This window comes from Paenibacillus sp. R-74696, from assembly GCF_055814915.1.
Genome location: NZ_JBPULM010000041.1, coordinates 47,662 through 66,521 on the forward strand (window position 1 = coordinate 47,662; position 18,860 = coordinate 66,521).

General features: G+C 45.2%; 11 protein-coding genes. 3 read left to right on the forward strand and 8 right to left on the reverse strand.

Translation table 11 applies throughout. The annotated features are described in order from the left end of the window. Window positions 1-166: 166 nt before the first annotated feature. The gene (locus ACSR9A_RS19525; protein ID WP_473759009.1) at window positions 167-1,528 is read right to left on the reverse strand and encodes a sensor histidine kinase; all 1,362 of its coding nucleotides are present in this window, start codon (window positions 1,526-1,528) and stop codon (window positions 167-169) included. Further along, on the reverse strand, window positions 1,525-2,229 hold the full coding sequence (locus tag ACSR9A_RS19530; protein WP_473759011.1) for a response regulator transcription factor: 705 nt from the start codon (window positions 2,227-2,229) through the stop codon (window positions 1,525-1,527). The genes ACSR9A_RS19525 and ACSR9A_RS19530 overlap by 4 nt, the downstream gene beginning before the upstream one ends. A 303-nt stretch (window positions 2,230-2,532) precedes the next feature. On the opposite strand from ACSR9A_RS19530, the gene ACSR9A_RS19535 reads away from it, so the two are divergent. From ACSR9A_RS19535 to ACSR9A_RS19545, 3 genes are all read left to right on the forward strand, one after another. After that, window positions 2,533-3,288, forward strand: coding sequence for a LytR/AlgR family response regulator transcription factor (locus tag ACSR9A_RS19535; RefSeq protein WP_341281180.1), 756 nt, complete (start codon window positions 2,533-2,535; stop codon window positions 3,286-3,288). Next, the gene (locus ACSR9A_RS19540) at window positions 3,275-4,558 is read left to right on the forward strand and encodes a GHKL domain-containing protein (RefSeq protein ID WP_341281179.1); all 1,284 of its coding nucleotides are present in this window, start codon (window positions 3,275-3,277) and stop codon (window positions 4,556-4,558) included. Before ACSR9A_RS19535 ends, ACSR9A_RS19540 begins: the two co-directional genes overlap by 14 nt. A 141-nt stretch (window positions 4,559-4,699) precedes the next feature. After that, a complete protein-coding gene (locus ACSR9A_RS19545; RefSeq protein ID WP_473759013.1) occupies window positions 4,700-6,766 on the forward strand; it encodes a serine hydrolase domain-containing protein in 2,067 nt (688 codons plus the stop codon). 153 nt (window positions 6,767-6,919) lie between these two features. Here the strand turns inward: ACSR9A_RS19545 and ACSR9A_RS19550 are convergent, their stop codons facing one another. From ACSR9A_RS19550 to ACSR9A_RS19575, 6 genes are all read right to left on the reverse strand, one after another. Further along, window positions 6,920-11,434: an S-layer homology domain-containing protein gene (locus ACSR9A_RS19550; protein ID WP_473759015.1), complete on the reverse strand. Its 4,515-nt coding sequence runs from the start codon at window positions 11,432-11,434 to the stop codon at window positions 6,920-6,922. A 226-nt stretch (window positions 11,435-11,660) separates the two neighbouring features. After that, the gene (locus ACSR9A_RS19555) at window positions 11,661-12,617 is read right to left on the reverse strand and encodes a carbohydrate ABC transporter permease (protein ID WP_341281176.1); all 957 of its coding nucleotides are present in this window, start codon (window positions 12,615-12,617) and stop codon (window positions 11,661-11,663) included. Window positions 12,618-12,619: 2 nt separating this feature from the next. Further along, window positions 12,620-13,585, reverse strand: coding sequence for an ABC transporter permease (locus ACSR9A_RS19560; protein ID WP_341281175.1), 966 nt, complete (start codon window positions 13,583-13,585; stop codon window positions 12,620-12,622). A gap of 90 nt (window positions 13,586-13,675) precedes the next feature. Then, window positions 13,676-15,367 carry an extracellular solute-binding protein gene (locus ACSR9A_RS19565; protein ID WP_473759017.1) on the reverse strand — a complete coding sequence of 564 codons (1,692 nt, stop codon included), beginning with the start codon at window positions 15,365-15,367 and terminating at the stop codon, window positions 13,676-13,678. A gap of 123 nt (window positions 15,368-15,490) precedes the next feature. Further along, window positions 15,491-17,032, reverse strand: a complete 1,542-nt coding sequence (locus tag ACSR9A_RS19570) for a response regulator transcription factor (RefSeq protein ID WP_473759019.1) — start codon at window positions 17,030-17,032, stop codon at window positions 15,491-15,493. After that, window positions 17,022-18,860, reverse strand: a complete 1,839-nt coding sequence (locus ACSR9A_RS19575; protein WP_473759020.1) for a cache domain-containing sensor histidine kinase — start codon at window positions 18,858-18,860, stop codon at window positions 17,022-17,024. Before ACSR9A_RS19575 ends, ACSR9A_RS19570 begins: the two co-directional genes overlap by 11 nt.

Here is an 18,860-nt window from a genome sequence, read left to right on the forward strand (position 1 = left end):
CCTATCAGGTGTATAAACCTATCATAGTGGGCTTCTCTTATGAGCCTATAACCGTAAGCTTAGTAGAATCAAAACATTTGCTTATCATTTCTTAACCTTTCTTAACATTTGTTTAGCAAAAACAAAAAACACAATCCCCTTGCTTTAGGAAATTGTGTTTTCTTTATTAATATAAAGGGAATCGCGTTTCAAATACCGTCTCGCCTCGCCGACTTTTTACCGCAATTGTTCCATCATGCAGCTCCACTATGCTCTTCGCAATCGAAAGCCCAAGTCCCGTCCCGCCAGTCTGCTGTGATCTGGATTGGTCTCCACGATAGAAGCGTTCAAATAAATAAGGCAAATATTTTTCCGGAATCGCCTCGCCATAATTGACGACCTCCACTACAGCATAACCGTGCTCCTGCCGCAAACGGACATCAACATACCCGCCATCCTGTCCGTATTGAATCGCATTCATGACCAAATTTTCAAATGCTCTGACCAGCCGGTCGCCATCGGCCTTAATTTTGAGCGGAGCAGCGTACGGGAAGACACGCCCCCTCATCCCCGCTGCTTCCAAATTCGGAACGAACTCCTCTAGCAGCTGCTGGATAAAACCGTTCAAATCTAATTCGAGCTTTTCCAAAGGCATGCCGTTATTGACTCGCGTAAATTCGAATAAATCATCAATTAGCTTTTTCAAGCTTAACGACTTTTCGTAAGCAATGCCAATGTAATAACGAAGCTCCACCTCATCTTTATATCGATCATTTTCAATCAGCTCCAGAAAGCCGAGAATGGAGGTCAAAGGCGTGCGCAGATCATGAGATACGCCTGTAATTAAATCATTTTTCGTCTTCTCCGCCCTGCGCTCCTCTTCCATTAACATGTTCAGCTTGTGGCCCATTTGATTGATGTTATAAGCCACTTCCCCCAATTCATCCGAGGATTTCACCGCAATCTCGTAGCTCAGATTCCCATTCGCAATCTGCTGGACACCGAATGTGATTTCCTTTAAATACCGAATGGTTTGATTGCTGATCAGGAAAAATACGACCAAGAAGAGAAAAAAGCAGGTGGCGATAATAAGCGGCAAACGCCCTATCGTTCTAACAATGCCACTTATGAGCTCTCCTAACGGTGCTATATCTGCAAGCAATACGACCACAAAATAAAGTAAAACAAATAAAATAAAGCTGATCACGAGGCTTATTATAAACCCGAATACGAGCTTCCAGCGAATCGTTCGAAACAGCCAGCTTCCCGTTCCAAAGGCTGCAATGCTTCCAAGATAACTAGCCTTTGCCGTATTCGTCTCCCGACTGTAGAAGAAGATTAAACAGAGGCTAAACAAAAGCAAAGCCGCAAATATAACAAGCGGTAACGTCCCTACAATATTTTGCAGCCCTCTTACGGTTTCGCGGAAGGGCCCAAAATTCATGAGCAAATTAGCCGAGAGCCCATAGGCGACAAACAATCCGATTAACGTAATGACGAAGCTGCCCAATGTAGTAAAGATAAGGCGTTTCATTTGCTCACTGCTCATAGCGCCTCCATTTTGTAGCCGATGCCCCATACCGTTTTAATAAACTTCGGATGCTGGGGGTCCTTCTCGATTTTCTCGCGAATTTTCCGAATATGCACCATGACCGTATTTTTCGATTCCATGAACGGCTCATTCCATGCTACCTCGTAAATTCGCTCCGTACTCAGAACGATTCCCCGATTAATAGCTAACAGCTCCAGCACAGCGAATTCACGTGGCGTCAGCTTTACCTCTTGCCGATCAACGGTAACGGTATGGGCATCAATATTAATGATCAGATCATCGATTACAATTTGCTGGTCGCTGCTCGGCTCCAACTTCTGAGCACTCAACCGATTATAACGGCGCAAATGGGACTTAATACGTGCGACGAGCACAAGCGGACTGAACGGCTTGGACACATATTCGTCGGCCCCGATGCTAAGACCGGCAATTTTATCGATATCCTGCGTCTTCGCTGACAACATAATAATCGGGATGTTATGATCCTCTCGAATTTTCATGCATGCTTCCAGCCCGTCCATCTTCGGCATCATCACATCAAGAATGATGAGATCAACGCTATTTTTGCTTAGCAGCTCCAGCGCCTCCAATCCGTTCGACGCCTGCAGCAGTTGATAGCCTTCATTCAGCAAATAGATTTCAATCAGCTTCAATATTTCTTTTTCATCATCAACCATTAATATCGTTGCAGCAGCCATTACGTTTCCCCTTTCCTCCAAAAGCACCCTTGCCTCGTTCCCTACAGTTTACCCTCCCTACATTATGAAGGAAACTGTTTAACAACAAGGACCTCAATACTTATGAATGGTTTAATTTTTTCTTAACGATGTGCGGACATCACACTATAAGCTGCCCAAATTAACGAATATTACCTATTCACGCCATTTGAAGGATTCAAATATGCCTTTCATCCAAAAGCTGTTTATCTCAGGCCAAAAAATTGTATGATGTTTAGATATCGTTGTACAATGACGCAAATGGAACTTGGGGAGGTATCCTTTATGTATAGAGTAGCGATTTGTGAGGACGAGGAGCAGCAGAGAGAGCTCGTCAGAAGCATGCTGATTGCTTTGTCGATCAAGTCCAATATCGAATTTGAAATCGTATTATTCAGCTCGGGAGAGCAGCTCCTGTCTCATTATGAGAGGGAAGAAACGCCCTTCCATATTTTAATTCTGGATATTGAAATGAATGGACTGAACGGCATTCAAACCGCTCGGAAAATAAGAGGGCTCAATCGCCTTGATGAGCAAATTGTCTTTCTGACAAGCTACCCGGAATATATGGTCGAAAGCTTTGACGTCATGACCTTTCAATATTTATTGAAGCCGGTAGCCCCTGCGATCCTTGAGGAAAAAATAATGAAGCTATGCCAATACTTTCAAGCGCTTCACAAAAAATTTCTGGTCATCAAGTCAGCCTATGATGAGGTCGTTTTAAAATATGATGACATCATTGGCATCGAGGCGGCCAAAAGCTTAAGCGTAAAGAGCAAGCTGAATTTTATGACCACACATGGAACTTATGAAAGCAAAGGCATTCTTGCCGATTATGCTTCAGCCTTGAAGGACAGCAACTTCTTGCAAATCCATCGATCCATTATTATTAATCTGCTCCATGTGAAGAAGTTTGCGAGCGGGGTTGTTCTCATGTCCAACGGTATGGAGCTGCCGATCGGACGTTCTAAAATTAAAGAAGTGAAGGATTTTTATACGAAATTTATGATCATGAGGGTTAATGAATATGATTCAAGATAACCTGTTTATTGTATTAAGCATTGCTCTTGTGATGTGCGTCCAAGTCTCTTTTTTCTTCGACTCGGTTTTTGGCAAGTCTACCAGGAAGCCTCATCGCCTCCTTTATTTCATTGTGTTTATCGTACTGGATTCTCTGTATTTATTTTTTTATATCTCGCCTGTCGTATCCTCGGCTTTAGCGCTGCTTGTCATCTTTAGCTTGGCCCAAGCTTACCAAGTCGAGTTAAAAGCCAAAATCATTTTCACAATCCTTTATGGCGTGTTAATGACCATCGTCAATCCAATCTCGCTTTACATTTTTTATACGCTGGATTCCTTCGAATTTAGCAGCTTTAATAGCAGCAATGATCAGGATCAGCTCGCTTACACGAAAGCTACTCTACTCACCTGCATCATCATGTTTGCCGTCATTCAAATGATTCGGCTATTCGCCAAGCATCGAAGCTTCTCCTTGCATTATCGCTACTATTTACTCATTATGAGCATCCCTGTAATCAGCCTATACCAGCTTAATGTGCTGACGAGCTATAGTGAAAAGAACATTCATTATTTCATATCGGTCCTCGGGTTTCTTTTCATCAATGTGATGATCATTTATATTTTTGATATGATTATTGAGAAGTTTCAATTTATGCATGAGAATGCCCAATTGCAGCAGCAGATGGACTATCAGGATGCCAATTACGAAAAAACCGTTCATAGCTTCAAATCGATTAAAAGGATCATTCATGATACGAACCAGCAGTTTTTGTACATTGAGGAATGTATTAAACGAAATGAGCTGGCGGCAGCGATGGCGCATATTAAGACAACGTTAAACAAAGTCGAAGACGCCTATCAGCGGGTAAATACCGGGAATCTCGTCATCGATGCACTTGTTACGAATACGCTGACGATTGGCCAGGCGAATGGCATACGAATCGATACGAAGCTTAATCTGAATGCCCAGGAAGTAACGATTGACCGGTATGACCTCTGTGTCGTCCTTGGAAATATGCTGGATAATGCAATCGAAGCTTCAAAACAGGTGCGAATCGCCGAGGATCGCTTCATTCTCATTCACATCCATGCCAATGAATCCGCGCTGTTCATCCATATCCTTAATGATATGGAAACGGAGGCCGCCTCGCTGCACAGCCAGAAGCCGAACCCGGAATACCATGGCATTGGCTTAACCAACATCGCAAGAATATGCGATAAATATGGTGGTCATATGACGATTGAGACGAAGCCGAAGCGATTTCATAATATGGTTATGCTGCCCTTTTGAATGAACAATCCTTAAACAATCTTGTTGTTTAGGGATTGTTTTTTTCGTTTCAGGGTCATTCGCTCCATAAGCTCCTCCCTCCTTGTAACATACAAACAGGAAGTAAAATTTGGCAAGGGACTTAAGAGGAGGATTTACAAAATGAAAAAAATGATTGCTGGATTAATGGCTGCTGCGCTGTTCATTATCCCCGTAACTCAGAGCTTTGCTCAGGCAAATAAGGTTGCGGCTCAAGACACGGTTAAGGAAAAGGCGCAGCAGCTCGCTTCGGGGATCATATCCCATTACGGTGTCAGCGGGCTGCAATATGCGATTCTGGATGAGGGGGCCGTTGCCCTGTCGGGTAGCGCGGGGGTATATGATAAAGCGACCAAGGCGCCCATTACGAAGGACACGATGCTCGGAATAGGCTCGGTTAGCAAAATGTACGTTACGGCGGCAGCGATGATGCTTGCTGATGCTAAGCAAATCGATATCGACAAGCCGCTCACGACATATATTAAGGATTTTAAAATGGCCGATGAGCGCTATAAGCAAATAACACCCCGCATGCTCATGAATCATTCAGCAGGACTATATGGCTCCCACTATGAGAGCAGCATGCTGTTTGATGACAATGATACAAGCAGTCATGATAAATTATTACTCAGATTGCAAACCGAGCGTTTAAAATCTGCTCCCGGCGAATATTCGGTATATAGCAACGATAGTTTTCAGCTGCTTGAGCAGTTGGTTGAACGAGTGAGCGGTTTAAGCTATACCGAATTCGTTGAGCAGCGTATAGCCACGCCTTTGAATTTAAGCGCTACGAAAACACCACTCGATTCCTTCGATCGCACGCGGCTGGCAAAAACATATTTCCCTACGATGGAGCAAGCTATGCCCGTCGAAAACGCCAATGTTATTGGGACAGGAGGCATTTACTCAACGGCGGAAGAGTTAAGTAAGTTTGCTGAAGTATTAATCGGCGATCATCCCGATATTTTATCCGCACAGTCGGCCAAAGCCATGCAAAGCCATGAGTATAGAAAAGGCGTCTGGGTACCGGAAGAGTCCAATACTACTAACTATGGGCTAGGCTGGGATGCCGTTAGCTTGGCCCCTTTTGATGAATATGGCATAACAGCCCTTTCTAAAGGCGGAGATACGATGATGTATCACGCTGCTCTTATTGCGCTGCCTGAGCACCATATTTCCATCGCCGTGCTTTCCTCGGGAGGAAGCTCCCTTTTCAATAGCGTTTTTGCAACCAATGTGTTGTTAGAATATTTAAAAGCAGAGAACATCATTCCAGACATCCTGCCAGATAAAACCTTTGAGCCTTCCGTGAAAGTCGATATGCCGGCAGATCTGCTTGCTTATTCTGGATTTTACGGCACAGTGGGATCAACGATGGATATTGCGATTGAGGACGGAGAGCTTGCTTTACCCGCTTTATTGGGAGGATTTATACCTGAACAAAAATACGTATACACAGGCAATGGACAATTTAAAAACAAGAAAGGCAGTATAACGGTAAGCTTTGATGAGCAAAGCAATGGCAAAACCTATTTAAAGCTTAGCTCCTATTTGGAATTCCCTGGCATCGGCCAAACGCTCATGGTTGGTTATAGCTATCAAAAGCTGGACCCTAACCCTCTAACACAGGCAACGAAACAGGCTTGGGAAACTAGAAACGGCAAAAGCTACTACCCTTTGAATGAAAAAACCACTTCTATTTTTTATTTATTGCAGCCGTATTTCGTGAAGAAGATAGCTGTGAATACCGAATATGGATACGCATCAGGCACTAAAATTGTGGATGAAAATACAGCAGTCAACGCTGCTGAAATTCCCGTGATGGACGGAAGAGATGCCTTTGACCTCCATTTCTACACGTTGAAAAAGAAAGAGTATTTGATGATCGACGGCTCCTCCTTTATCCGTGAAGATGCAATCGAGCCTCTTTTCAGCGGAAAATCGTCGGTGAGCACGATACCACCGAGCGGTCATGCCGTATGGTATAAAGTGGATAAGAAATCAGCAAATAAACGAATAACCGTTGATGTGCCAGCAGGCGGCGGCTTTGCCGTATATGATGCAGCGGGCATGATCGTCAACTTTTCGATTGCCAGCCTTGAAAAATCGGTGACGCTGCCAGCAGACGGACTAATCGTTTTCGGTGGTACAGCCGGGGATAGCTTTAAAATTGATTTGAAGAAGCAATAAACAGCGCATGCAGTATTGACGTTAAAGCTGCTAATGCATCATAAAGACTATTCCTTAAAGAACAAAAACCGTAAAGCATTTAGCTTTCACGGTTTTTGTTCTTTACAATCAATATTAGTTGCTATAAACCAAGCGGATTGCTAAAGCCACACATTAGTACTGGCTATAAATCCGATACAGGAATACGGCTGCTTCCGCTCGGGTTGTTAGCGCCCGGGGATTAAGCTTATTTCCAGAACCGGAGATTAGACCTTCCTCCACAAGAAGCATGAGGCTCGATTCCGCATAAGCGGCAATATCCTCTTTGTCACTATAGGATTCCAGTGCGGTGAGATTTTGTGCAGCGCCAATTCCTTTGAATTTTTCCAGCGCACGGGCCGTCAATACCATCATTTCCTGCCGTGAGATGCTTTCCTTCGGATGGAATTCATTGCTGCCTGTTCCTGTTGCCAGACCTAGCTGCTTGGCAATGCCCAGTGCTTCATAATAGTAGGCATCCGAATCCACATCAGCGAAGTTTTCTTTAAACTCGGCTGTCAGTTCTAATGTCTTCACCAGCAGGACAAGGTAATCGGCACGTGTGATTGGCGCTGTCGGAGAGAAGAATTTCACCGAGGTGCCGCCGATAATCCCCTTGGAGGCCAGCACTTCAATAGCGGGTCTAGCCCATTCTACGCTGCCTAAATCTGTAAAGGTTTTGTGCACGTAAGCCACTGCGTAGGAGCTGAAATGCGACGTTTCAAAGGTCACCGTTCCGCTCACCGTATCATAACGTCCGTTTGGAACAGAGATGACGCTGCCGCTGCCATCTATATACCAAATGACGATATGCTCTGGATTTTTCAGTTCCTCAGCAGTTGGTACATAAGGGATAGAGATTTTAACTGGCGCAGCTGGATTGTTCCACGGCGTCGTTACGCCATTCAGTCCCAGTGTAAGCTCAATCAGCGGGCGACCGCCTACTGCTTCAGACGTTTCAGCGGACAGTTCCTTCTTATCGCCTACGCCAATCGTAATGCTTGCGATTTTCCCATTCGTTCCTGCAATGCCATACAGCATGTTAGCTGGAATGGCTATACGTCCTGCGCGGGTAATGAAAATCAGTTCACTGCTTCCTGACGCCCCAGACAGTGATTCTGCTGGCACTTCAAGCGTGTAGAATTGTATAGCAGGGATATTAGGTACCGTGATAACCGTTGTCTCGCTGCCAGTGAATATTTTTGCCGCCAGCTCGCCAATGGAAATGATTGCGCGCCCCGCTGTTATATCAACCTTGACCGGCAGCGTTGGAAGCGTCGTTCCCCCGCTTCCTGTAACGGTTACAGAGTATTGCGGTGTCACCGTACTGCTTCCACCACTCCCACTTCCTCCGCTGTTACCATTGCCACTATTACCGCCACCGCCATTGCTTGGTTGGTTTACCGTCAATGTCACGGTGTAAGTGTCCGTTGAGTCTGTAAATCCATCGTTGGCTGTGAAGACCAGTGTCACAGTCCCTGCCAATGTTGGTGTATACGTGTAATTCTCGGTCGCAGCTACTGCCACCGCACCATCCACCGACACCTTGTACGTCAAGCCATCGCCATCTGCATCTTCAAAAATGCTGGCAAGATCAAGTGTATACAGTGTATTCACCGTCACAATGGCGGCTGTCGTTGCATCCACATCTGCCTGGCGGACAGGCACCGTGTTAGCCGTGAGCTTCACCGTGTAGGTGTCTGCCGAATCTATCGTTCCATCGTTCGCTGTAAAGACAAGCGTTGCTTGGCCTGCTGTTGTCGGCATGTACGTATAACTTTCCGTTGCAGCAACAGCGGCTGCCCCATCTATGGAAACCTTGTACGTTAGTCCATCGCCGTCCGCATCTTCGAAAATAGCGGCTAGATCGAGCGTATAGGACTCGTTCAGCGTTATAACAGCATTAGACGTCGCTCCTACGTTCGACTGACGTACTGGCATCGTATTAGCTGTAAGCTCCACCGTGTAGGTGTCTACTGAATCTATCACTCCGTCGTTCGCCGTAAAAACAAGCGTGTATTCGCCCGTCGCTGTAGGCGTGTACGTGTAATTTTCGGTCGCAGCTACTGCTGCCGCACCATCTACCGACACCTTGTACGTCAAGCCATCGCCATCTGCATCTTCAAAAATACTGGCAAGATCAAGTGTATACGGTGTATTCACCGTCGCAATGGCGGCTGTCGTTGCATCCACATCTGCTTGGCGGACAGGCACCGTGTTAGCCGTGAGCTTCACCGTGTAGGTGTCTGCCGAATCTATCGTTCCATCGTTCGCTGTAAAGACAAGCGTTACTTGGCCTGCTGTTGTCGGTGTGTACGTATAACTTTCCGTTGCAGCAACAGCTGCTACCCCATCTATGGAAACCTTGTACGTCAAGCCATTTCCGTCTGCATCTGCAAAAATAGTGGCTAGATCCAGCGTATACGGCGTGTTCACCGTCACCGTCGCTTCAACTGTCGCATCCTTATCCGGCTGGCGGACAGGCAGCGTGTTCACCGCAAGCTCTACCGTATACGTGTCCGATGAATCGGTCATTCCATCGTTAGCGGTAAAGACGAGCGTTGCTTGGCCTGCTGCTGCAGGCGTATACGTATAATTTTCTGAAGCTGCTGCTGCCGCAGCGCCATCTATGGATACCTTGTAGGTTAATGCATCTGCGTCTGCATCTTCAAAAATGGTGGCTAGATCCAGCGTGTACGCTGTGTTTAACGATACAGTCGCAGTTGTCGTTGCAGCTACTGCCGCCTGCCGAACAGGCGCTTGATTCACCGTCAGCTCGATCGTATACGAATCGTCCGAAATATCTTCCCCATCAATAGCCGTGAAAACAAGCGTTACTGGAGCTGCCGTATTTGGCGTGTAGGAGTAAGCTGTGCTTGCTGCTAGTGCTGCTGCGCCGTTCACCGCTACGTTATAGCTTAGCGGGTCGCTGTCCGCATCTTCAAAGATTGTGGAGAGATCAATCGTATAAGGCGTGTTTAGCGTTACTTTGGCAGTGTCCGTCGCATTTACATCCGCCTTGCGATTAGGCTTGTTGTTAGGCGCTTCTATAACCGTCAAGTTAAATAGCTTTGTCCGGGTTTGCCCTCCAGATCTGCTGATTGTAGCTGTCAAAGCAACGGCATGATCATCATCCGTTGCCCTTGTCACTTGGCCTGTGCTTGGATCAATGAGTCCGCTCACCGATGCGCTCCATATTATGGTTGAGCCTGCTGCGCCATTTGCCGGAAGAATTAGATTTGCCGTTACATCATTTTCTGAGCTGTTCGTTCCCTTGATCGAATCCCAGGTTAAATTCACATAATCCAAAGCTGTAGATTCTTTCGGCGTATAGGACTGCCACTGGAGAGAAGGATACGTGTACCCTTCCACAACTCTCCATACATTGTTAAAGTCCCACGTGGAGTAGGTCGCCTGCTGCATAAGCTCTGCGTCATTTTTAGCTGAGCCTGCGGCCGATGTAGCAGCACTTAAATGATAGTAATAGCTGTTTGTGACATTACCGCTAGGATTGTAGCCAATCAGACCGCCATTGGCATCCCTTCCGCCACTTGCCATTCCCACGCTGTAGCTGTTGCTGACATCTCCCATATTCATCCCAATGAGTCCGCCTACAAAGATAGAATTATCGCCGCTGGCACTTCCTGTGCTGTAGCTATTGTTAATCGATCCACCTGTCTTATAGCCAACCAAACCACCGGCCATTCCATCTGCATCGGCGTCTGTATTGCCTGTACTGTAGCTGCCGTTGATATTGCCTGCATTTCTGCCGACTAGCCCCCCGACAACCGAGCTATTTTTGCCGCTGGCATTACCGGAACCAAAGCTGTTATTAATGGTTCCGCTTGATGAATTGGAGCCAATCAGACCGCCCGCTGATGATGCATCTCCCGTCGTTACCGTACTGCTGCTTTCGCTATCGCTAACGGTTCCCTCGTTCATGCCAGCAAGACCGCCAGCATAAACCTGAACATTATTCGTATTTACAGAGCCGCCACTGCTGCTGCCCATGATCGTTCCAACATTCACACCGACCAGGCCGCCCGCATAAAAGTTATCAGCGCCACTCGTAATTACGCTGTTGCTTGAGCTGTTGCTGATCGTCCCTGCGTTATTACCAACCAAACCCCCTACCGAGGTAGGGTCCGTGAAAGAAATGAGACCGCTTCCCTTGCTATCCGTAACGGTTGCATTCGATGCGGTGTAGCCGACCAAACCTCCGACATGCGCATTATTTCCTGTAGCTGTAATATTAAAATCAGCCAGCGTCATATTTTTCAGTACAGCCCCGCTACTTAATTCTGAAAACAAGCCCACAAAGTAATCTGCTGAATCCATATTCAGATTATAAATACCAAAACCATTGCCGTCGTAAATACCGCGAAAGGCCCCGAGCGGCGTCCAATTGCCCGTCAAGTGAATATCCCCTGTCTGCTGAAAATAAGCTCCCGCTCCCGGAATATTGACGTTGCTTAATTCCGCCGCGCTTGATACTTTATAGGGATTCGCAAGCGTGCCGTCTCCTCCTGAGAAATTCACCGTATCTTCAGCCGCATACACCGCTTGGGGCATCCCCACAGCGAACATGCTTGCAATCATACTGATGACAATAAGCATAGCGGTCGCTCTATTCCACACTCTTTTATCCATTATTCTGGCCTCCCGATTGCTTTCTTTCTCCTGCTTATTAAAGAACGCCAAGGAATCAGCCTCTTAATAGCGACGCCTTAGCGTATCAATATGATTATACTAAGATCCAATAAAAGAATAATAAAAGAATTTAGGGATAAAATGCGAAAAACCGCGGAGCACTGGGCTTTCGCGGTTTTTGTTTAAGGAGTAATATTTTATTATTGGCGCTTATCGGCTCATTATACTATTCCTTTACACTGCCTACGTTCAATCCCACCACAAAGTACTTCTGGAGGAACGGATATACAAGGAGAATCGGCACCGCTGCGACCACTGTAACCGCAGCACGAATCGATAATGGCGTTACCATTGAAATCGAATCCTTCGTCGCCCCTGCTCCATTCGCCACGGAAGGGTTACTATTGGAATTCATCGTCGAGGATAAAAGCTTCATCAGCTCGTATTGCAAGGTGCTTAGCTCTTGTCTTGAGGACGTGTATAGAAACGCATCGAACCAGGAATTCCATGCCCCTACAGCTACAAACAGAGCTATGGTAGCCAATACTGGCTTACACAGCGGGAAAATAATTTGCATGAAGATTTTGAAATCTCCCGCCCCGTCAATTCGTGCGGACTCTACAAGACTTTCAGGAAGCGTTCCAATGTAAGTTCTTATTACAATCATGTTGAACGCGCTAAGCATCGAAGGAATAATGTAAACCCAGAAGCTGTTCAGCAAATGCAAGTCCTTGATTAGAAAATATCCTGGGATCAAGCCAGCGCTGAAATACATGGTCAAAATAAAGACAAGGGTAATCGGTTTGCGGAAAACAAATTCCCGTCGACTTAACGTATAAGCGAGCATCGTCGTTAGAAAAATGTTCAGTACGGTAGAAAGAACCGTCCTCGCCACCGAAACCCAAAAGGCGTTGTATATCGTCCCCGAAACAAAAACCGCCTTGTAGTTTTGCAAAGTCCATTCCCTCGGCCACAAATAGATACCGCCGCGAATCGTATCATTCCCTACATTTAAGGAAACGGCGATCGTATTCAGAAAAGGATATAACGTAACGACTACCAGAATCAGCATGAAAATGGTATTAAATGTGTTAAAAAGAATCGGTTCCATTCCGGAAGTACCCAAGCCTCTGCTCAGCGATCGGCCTGAAGCTTTTTTTCGACTGATTGGTTGATTTTCCATATCTATAACAGCCTCTCTTCCCCGAGTCGTTTAGCTGTCCAGTTCGCGAGCAGCAGCATCGTTATGCTAACAACTGTTTTGAAAATGCCGCCAGCGGTAGCGAGCGAGTAATTGCCTTGAGCGATCCCGTATTTTAAAACAAAAATATCTATCGTTTCTGACCAGTCGACAACTAGGCCGTTTCCAAGCAAATACTGCACTTCAAATCCGGCGTCCATGATATGTCCGATCGACATAATCAACAAAATGACAATGGTCGATTTCATACCCGGCAGGGTCACATTGAGCATCTTCCTGTAGCGGTTTGCGCCATCAATTTCAGCTGCTTCATACAGCGCAGGATCAATTGAAGCCAGAGCGGCCAAATAAATAATCGTGCTCCAGCCGACCTCTTTCCATATATGTGATGCACCAACGACTCCCCAGAAATACTCTCCCTTGCTTAGCCATAGGATCGGCTCATTAATCAAATGCAGCCTCATCAGCACATCATTAATGATCCCGTCGGATGCCAGCGAGGTGGCTACAATCCCGGTCACAATAACCCAAGACAAAAAGTGAGGCAAATAAGAAATCGTCTGGACCATTCTTTTCCACAATACTTTTTTTATTTCGTTTAATAGCAATGCCAATATAATCGCGGTGGCAAAGCCAAGCACCAGGTTAATCAGACTCATCCCGAGCGTATTGCGTAATACGCGCCAAAAACGATCATCGCTAAATAAAAATTCGAAATGCTTAAAGCCAACCCACTTCTGCTGGCTAAAATCACGCGCTGGCTTATAGTCTTGAAAAGCCATCGTCCAACCCCATATGGGAACATAAGAAAACAAAATGATATAAAGCATGAGTGGAACAGACATAAAAATGAGTTGTTTCTGACCTTTAATGACGTTCCAGTTCATTCGTTGTTTTATTCCTTTTTTAGCATTCCGGACGGCTTTCTTCTCCAATAAAGTCTCATCCATTCATTCCCGCTCTCCCCACAAGCCTTAATTTCAGAAAGAGAGGAAGGCATGATTAATGCCTTACCTCTTGCTGATTCTCAAACGAATGTCTTATTTGCTCCAATCCTTAATTCTTTGCTGAATGATTGTATTGATTCGATCTTCATAAGCCTTAACATTGGTGTTACCAATCTCAGCGGTATAATCGTTCCAGACCTGCTCAAAATCGGCCGGTTTTGCCAAAATAGCTTTTGGAAGGAATTTGGAAGATAGTTCATTCAACTTCGTATTTGCGATTTTGGCATCTGAGCCATCCACTAAATCGATGCTCCAAGCCGGATAATAAATCTGGTTTGCTGGCGGTTCGCTGAAGAAGTCCACATAGCTGTTAAAGCCGTAAGCTGCTAGTACCTCTTTGTCGAAGTCCTTCAGACCTGCTTGATATTCCTCAGGTTGAGCTGCCCCATCCGTAGAGTTGCCGTCGCTGAAGCTGCCTTCAGTCTTAGGCAAAAACTTAAATAAGGTATCCGCTTTATTTGCTAATTTCCAAGTTGCATCTGAGAATTTATCACGCTGCTCTTGCGTCTTCATGAATCGACCATTCTCATTGACGATGTAGTCTTCTTCGACAAAGCCCCATGAGAACGTTTTTTGCCAATCCTCTGTCATAAGAGCATCCAGGAATTTAATAATTCTTTCTGGGTTCTTGGCATTAACGGTAATACCGAAGCCATTATTTAAATTAAGCGGACCAAGGTCACGATAATAATCTTTAATGCTCGCATCGTAAACCAAAGGCAAGCCTACATAAGTTCTATTGTCTTTTCCTTGGGTAGTCAAGGAGTCCTCTGCCGCTTGGAAATTCCAGTGCTGATCAAACATCCCCAGAACCGTGCCGCTTGACAATTTAGCCATGTACTGATCATAGTTTTGTGTGAAAGTCTCTTTATCAAGAAGTCCAAGGCTATTTATTTCATTAAGCTTTTGGTAATACTTTTTGGAAAAATCTTTATTCGAGAATATTTCCGCTACTCCATCCTTTACAACAACTCCGCCATCGTTCGGGTGCCCGATTAAATGCTGCGGAGCGTTGAACAAGCCCCAGTTTCTCCAATCGCTGTTCAAAATCTCGAACCCGATGGTCGGACTGCCGTCAATCGTCGGGTATTTCTCTTTATATTTGGCAATCAAATCAAAATACTCATCAAGCGTTTTGACTTTCGGATAATTGAATTCCTTCAATACTTCCTTCTGTATCCAGAATGCAGGCCCTGAGTACCATGTACTGTTTACTTTCCCGTTATATACGCCATAGTTCGGCAAAGTATAAATATGTCCGTCGGTAGGATCCTTCATCATGTTCCAGAAATCTGCATAATGCGCCTTAAGATTAGGAGCATGCTGTTCGATGAGATCCTCAAGCGGAATAAGGGCCCCTGCAGTAACCAGCTTCGTATTGGAGGTCATTACATCTGGAAAATCTGAGCCTGCAATCATTACGCCGAGTTTTTGCTCACTATCACCAGCGAGAAATTCAAAATTAAGTGTTGCTCCCAATTCATCTTTGATCTTCTTATACACCTTGTTATCAGGTGTCGGCTGCTGGCCGGCTTCCCCGATATAGAAACTAATTTCAAACGGCTCCACTTTTGCCGTTCCATCTCCGCCTGCTGCCGATGTTGAAGAGTTGTTGTTTTTGCCGGTGTTTGTATTATTATTTCCGCTGCATCCCGACAGAACCACGCTAAGCGACAACAGCATAACCATACTGAGCCTAAACAGCGGTTTGGACTTGCCCCCCATGTAAAGCACCTCCATCTAATTTTAGCTACATGAAATACCAATTCTTGCATGTAACCTCTCTACATTATAAAAGCGCTTTCATTATTCAACTATTGCTTAATTATAGTTTTAACCCTAAAAACTTTATAACTTATTGCTTTTATACTTATTCGGAGACATCCCCAGCCTTTTTTCAAACTCCTTCAAAAAATGACTGTAATTGCTGTAACCAACAAGTTCCGCGATTTCGCAGTTTTTCAGCTTATTATGCTCAAGGAGACTTACCGCCTCAGCGATCCGAAGGTCATGGACCGATTCATTAAAGCCAAGTCCATTCTTCTTCATCAGCAGCTGACCCAAATAAACCGGATTCAAATAAAAAACTTCCCCTAGCTTCTTGATTGTAAGATTTTCGCGAAAATGCTCTTGTATATAGCCGTTGATTTTCTGCACAATACCCTGCGATTTTCGCGTCTGCTCCTTTAATAGGAGCTCTATGCTCTCTTCGCCGCATACTAAGAGCCGACTTAAAAGATCATTGAGATGAAGCACAGAGCCGGATATTTCCGGAATGCTGTATTTTCCGAGCATGGCTTCGGCTGGAGTATCGATAGTCTCCCGTACATACTCGATTATTCTATACAAGAGGTGAATGACGATTTTTTTTACGATATCGGGAGCAATAAGCGTCTCTCGGAAGCTGCTTGCTGCTGAATGCACAGCTTCCTGAAAGCTTGATTTGTGAAGCAGCTCAATCGCCCCCAGCATACCGTCCATGAGATGAATGTCATAGTGATAATGAAAGGGCTTATCCCGGATATCGCTATAATAAACAACTTCATTGTAGTCCGTTCTGTAAAAGAGATATGCGATCGCTTGCTTCGCTGTTTGCAAGCATCTGCCTATGCTGAGTAAGGACGACTCTTCCATACCAGCTGCCACAAATAAACGCCGGCCCGCATACCGACGCATCAGCTCGTCGATGACAAGGCAAGCTCTGTCCTCATCAACCGTTTCGATTGAATATCCATAAACGATGCCAAAGCTGTTCTCCTCCAAGTCAATCAGAAACATAAACGGCTCTGGGGCCAGCAGCGCTACGGCCGTCTCTCTCAATTCAGCGATCATGAAAGCATCAGCTTGAACGAGATAGAAATTCCATTTTTCCCTTTTGACAGATAGCGTTATGAGCGGCATTGACAGGACGGGCTCCTTCGACATCGACTGCTCCGTCAACAATTCTTTGATCAATGCAACCGTTTCTTCGTATGTAGCAATCTGGTCAAAGCTTTGCTTTTCACCCTCCTGCATCAGCTCTCGGCGAATACCTACAATTTCTATTTCAGCCTCTTCCTGAATGATAGGCTTCAGCAAATAATGATTGATTCCATACCGCATCGCGCGCTGTGCATATTCAAAATCGCTGTACCCGCTCACGATCATAAAACTAACTTTTTTCGAATGGCGCTGCCGCCAGGCGGCGATCATTTCAAGCCCGTCCATTATCGGCATATTAACATCCGTCACGACCAAATCTGGCAGCTGCTCTTGGATTTGCTGTAAGCCTTCTAACCCGTTGCTGCACGTTCCACAAACCTCGAATCCCAGTTTATTCCAATCAATCCACAGCTGCATGCCTTCCAGAGCTCCCGGCTCATCATCAATTAACAGTACTTTATAGGTCATGTGTTATACTCTTTCCTTCGTCAAAGTTGTCTAGCTGCTGGAGCAGCTTTATTGGAATTTCAAAAGATACTTTCGTCTCCTCATTCGGCTCACTCACAATATTGAAAATCACCAGTTCGTTATAATAAAGCTCCAGTCTGCGATACACATTTCGAATGCCGATACTCATATCGGGCGAGCTTTCATTGCGGATAGATATCATTATTTCCTTCAGCTTGTCAGGCTCAATACCTATTCCATTATCAGTGATCACGACCCGGAGCCGATGATGATTAACTGAAGCACTGATTTTAACCGTTCCCAGCCCGTATAAAGCTTGTATGCCATGCTTGCAAGCATTTTCAACAAGCGGCTGTATGCTCATCTTTGGAATTTTGTAGCGCAGCGCTTCCTTATCGATATCGAATTTGAATTCAAACTTGTCTCTAAAACGAAATTTTTCGATTTTAAGGTACATCTCAATAAACATCATTTCTTCCTTAAGCGAAACGATGTCCTCTTTCCAGCTCAGTAATCGTCGGAGCAGCTTGGACAAGCTTTTAATAATATCCGTCACGTCTGCGTAGTTGTGCTTGGTGCATGCAACAAGAATAGCGTTTAACGTATTAAAAAGAAAATGAGGATTCATCTGGCTTTGTAAAAAATTCAACTCGGCCTGTACCCGCTCCATCTCCAAGCTTTTTTTCTGAATCTCCAGCTTATACACGTTGTTGATCAGCGAGTTGATTCTAGCTGTCATCAAGTTGAAATTTTGAATCAAGCCGCCGATTTCATCGTGGCCCTCATCCATATGAATGAGTTCAAACTTCTCGTTCGTCACCTTCTGCATATGCCGGGACAGCCGCTTCACCCGGTAATTGTATGATCTGAGCATGACATAGATGAATATGGATGCGATCAAGCTGACCACTGCAGCCGAAATCGCTACAAACAGCCGCATATCCAGCATAGCATTCGAAACCTGAGTCCCTTGTGGAAGCCCGATCAAACGCCATCCCTTCACATATTTGGCCCTGCCGATTGCTATCTCATGGATACTTTCTTGCTTGTATGACTCTGGCAGCTTAAATACAGGGTAAGCATCCTCGATATTCCCCCTCTGATAGCCGCTTTGGGCAGACATAATAATTTGATTATGATCATTGACCAAAAACAAATTCAAATAATCTTCTTCCCGCATGATTACATCGTAAATTTTACTAAGGTCGATATCGATTCGAAGCAGCTTGTCATACTTATTGTAGGAATCATAGTAGTTCATACGTTCGATGATGCTGAAATAGGGGACAGTTGAAACCATATCATTCACTCCAGCTGCGCGGTATGCTGAAACGATTACCGGATCGGTCGCCTTCTCCCACTGTTTGTACCATTCGCTTTTCAGCACATTATCATTGATCTTGTGGTAGTTGCCTCCCGACACAACCGATTGATTGTCTGTAAAAATACTGATGCGTGAAATTTGATTATTGACCGGTATATAACTATTCACCCGGTTTCGAAGCTGCTCATCGAACGCTTCATAGAAATCGGCCTGATTTTCATAGGTACGGTCCAGCATTTCATACAACGTCTTATCGGTGTACAAGGCATGGCTGACAGCCACCCCGCCGTTTATATAATCGTCAATATCCTTTCTCGCCCGCTCCAGCGATATTTCAACATTCTGCTCCTCGCGCGACTTGATCAAGTCAGCCATCCGGTCCATAAACAGCAGATTAATGACGATAATCGGCAGAAGAATGCCTACGAAAAAAATAAGAAGAAACTTGTAATTTAAAGGAATATCGTTCACAATTGTACCGAATCTGAATCTTCTTCCCCTCAT

What these genes read in the sequence shown, in the direction of transcription:
- ACSR9A_RS19525 (WP_473759009.1), bottom strand. Translation starts at nt 1,528, where the DNA reads ATGAGCAGTGAGCAAATGAAACGCCTTATCTTTACTACATTGGGCAGC.
- ACSR9A_RS19530 (WP_473759011.1), bottom strand. Translation starts at nt 2,229, where the DNA reads ATGGCTGCTGCAACGATATTAATGGTTGATGATGAAAAAGAAATATTG.
- ACSR9A_RS19535 (WP_341281180.1), top strand. Translation starts at nt 2,533, where the DNA reads ATGTATAGAGTAGCGATTTGTGAGGACGAGGAGCAGCAGAGAGAGCTC.
- ACSR9A_RS19540 (WP_341281179.1), top strand. Translation starts at nt 3,275, where the DNA reads ATGATTCAAGATAACCTGTTTATTGTATTAAGCATTGCTCTTGTGATG.
- ACSR9A_RS19545 (WP_473759013.1), top strand. Translation starts at nt 4,700, where the DNA reads ATGAAAAAAATGATTGCTGGATTAATGGCTGCTGCGCTGTTCATTATC.
- ACSR9A_RS19550 (WP_473759015.1), bottom strand. Translation starts at nt 11,434, where the DNA reads ATGGATAAAAGAGTGTGGAATAGAGCGACCGCTATGCTTATTGTCATC.
- ACSR9A_RS19555 (WP_341281176.1), bottom strand. Translation starts at nt 12,617, where the DNA reads ATGGAAAATCAACCAATCAGTCGAAAAAAAGCTTCAGGCCGATCGCTG.
- ACSR9A_RS19560 (WP_341281175.1), bottom strand. Translation starts at nt 13,585, where the DNA reads ATGGATGAGACTTTATTGGAGAAGAAAGCCGTCCGGAATGCTAAAAAA.
- ACSR9A_RS19565 (WP_473759017.1), bottom strand. Translation starts at nt 15,367, where the DNA reads ATGGGGGGCAAGTCCAAACCGCTGTTTAGGCTCAGTATGGTTATGCTG.
- ACSR9A_RS19570 (WP_473759019.1), bottom strand. Translation starts at nt 17,032, where the DNA reads ATGACCTATAAAGTACTGTTAATTGATGATGAGCCGGGAGCTCTGGAA.
- ACSR9A_RS19575 (WP_473759020.1), bottom strand. Translation starts at nt 18,860, where the DNA reads ATGAGGGGAAGAAGATTCAGATTCGGTACAATTGTGAACGATATTCCT.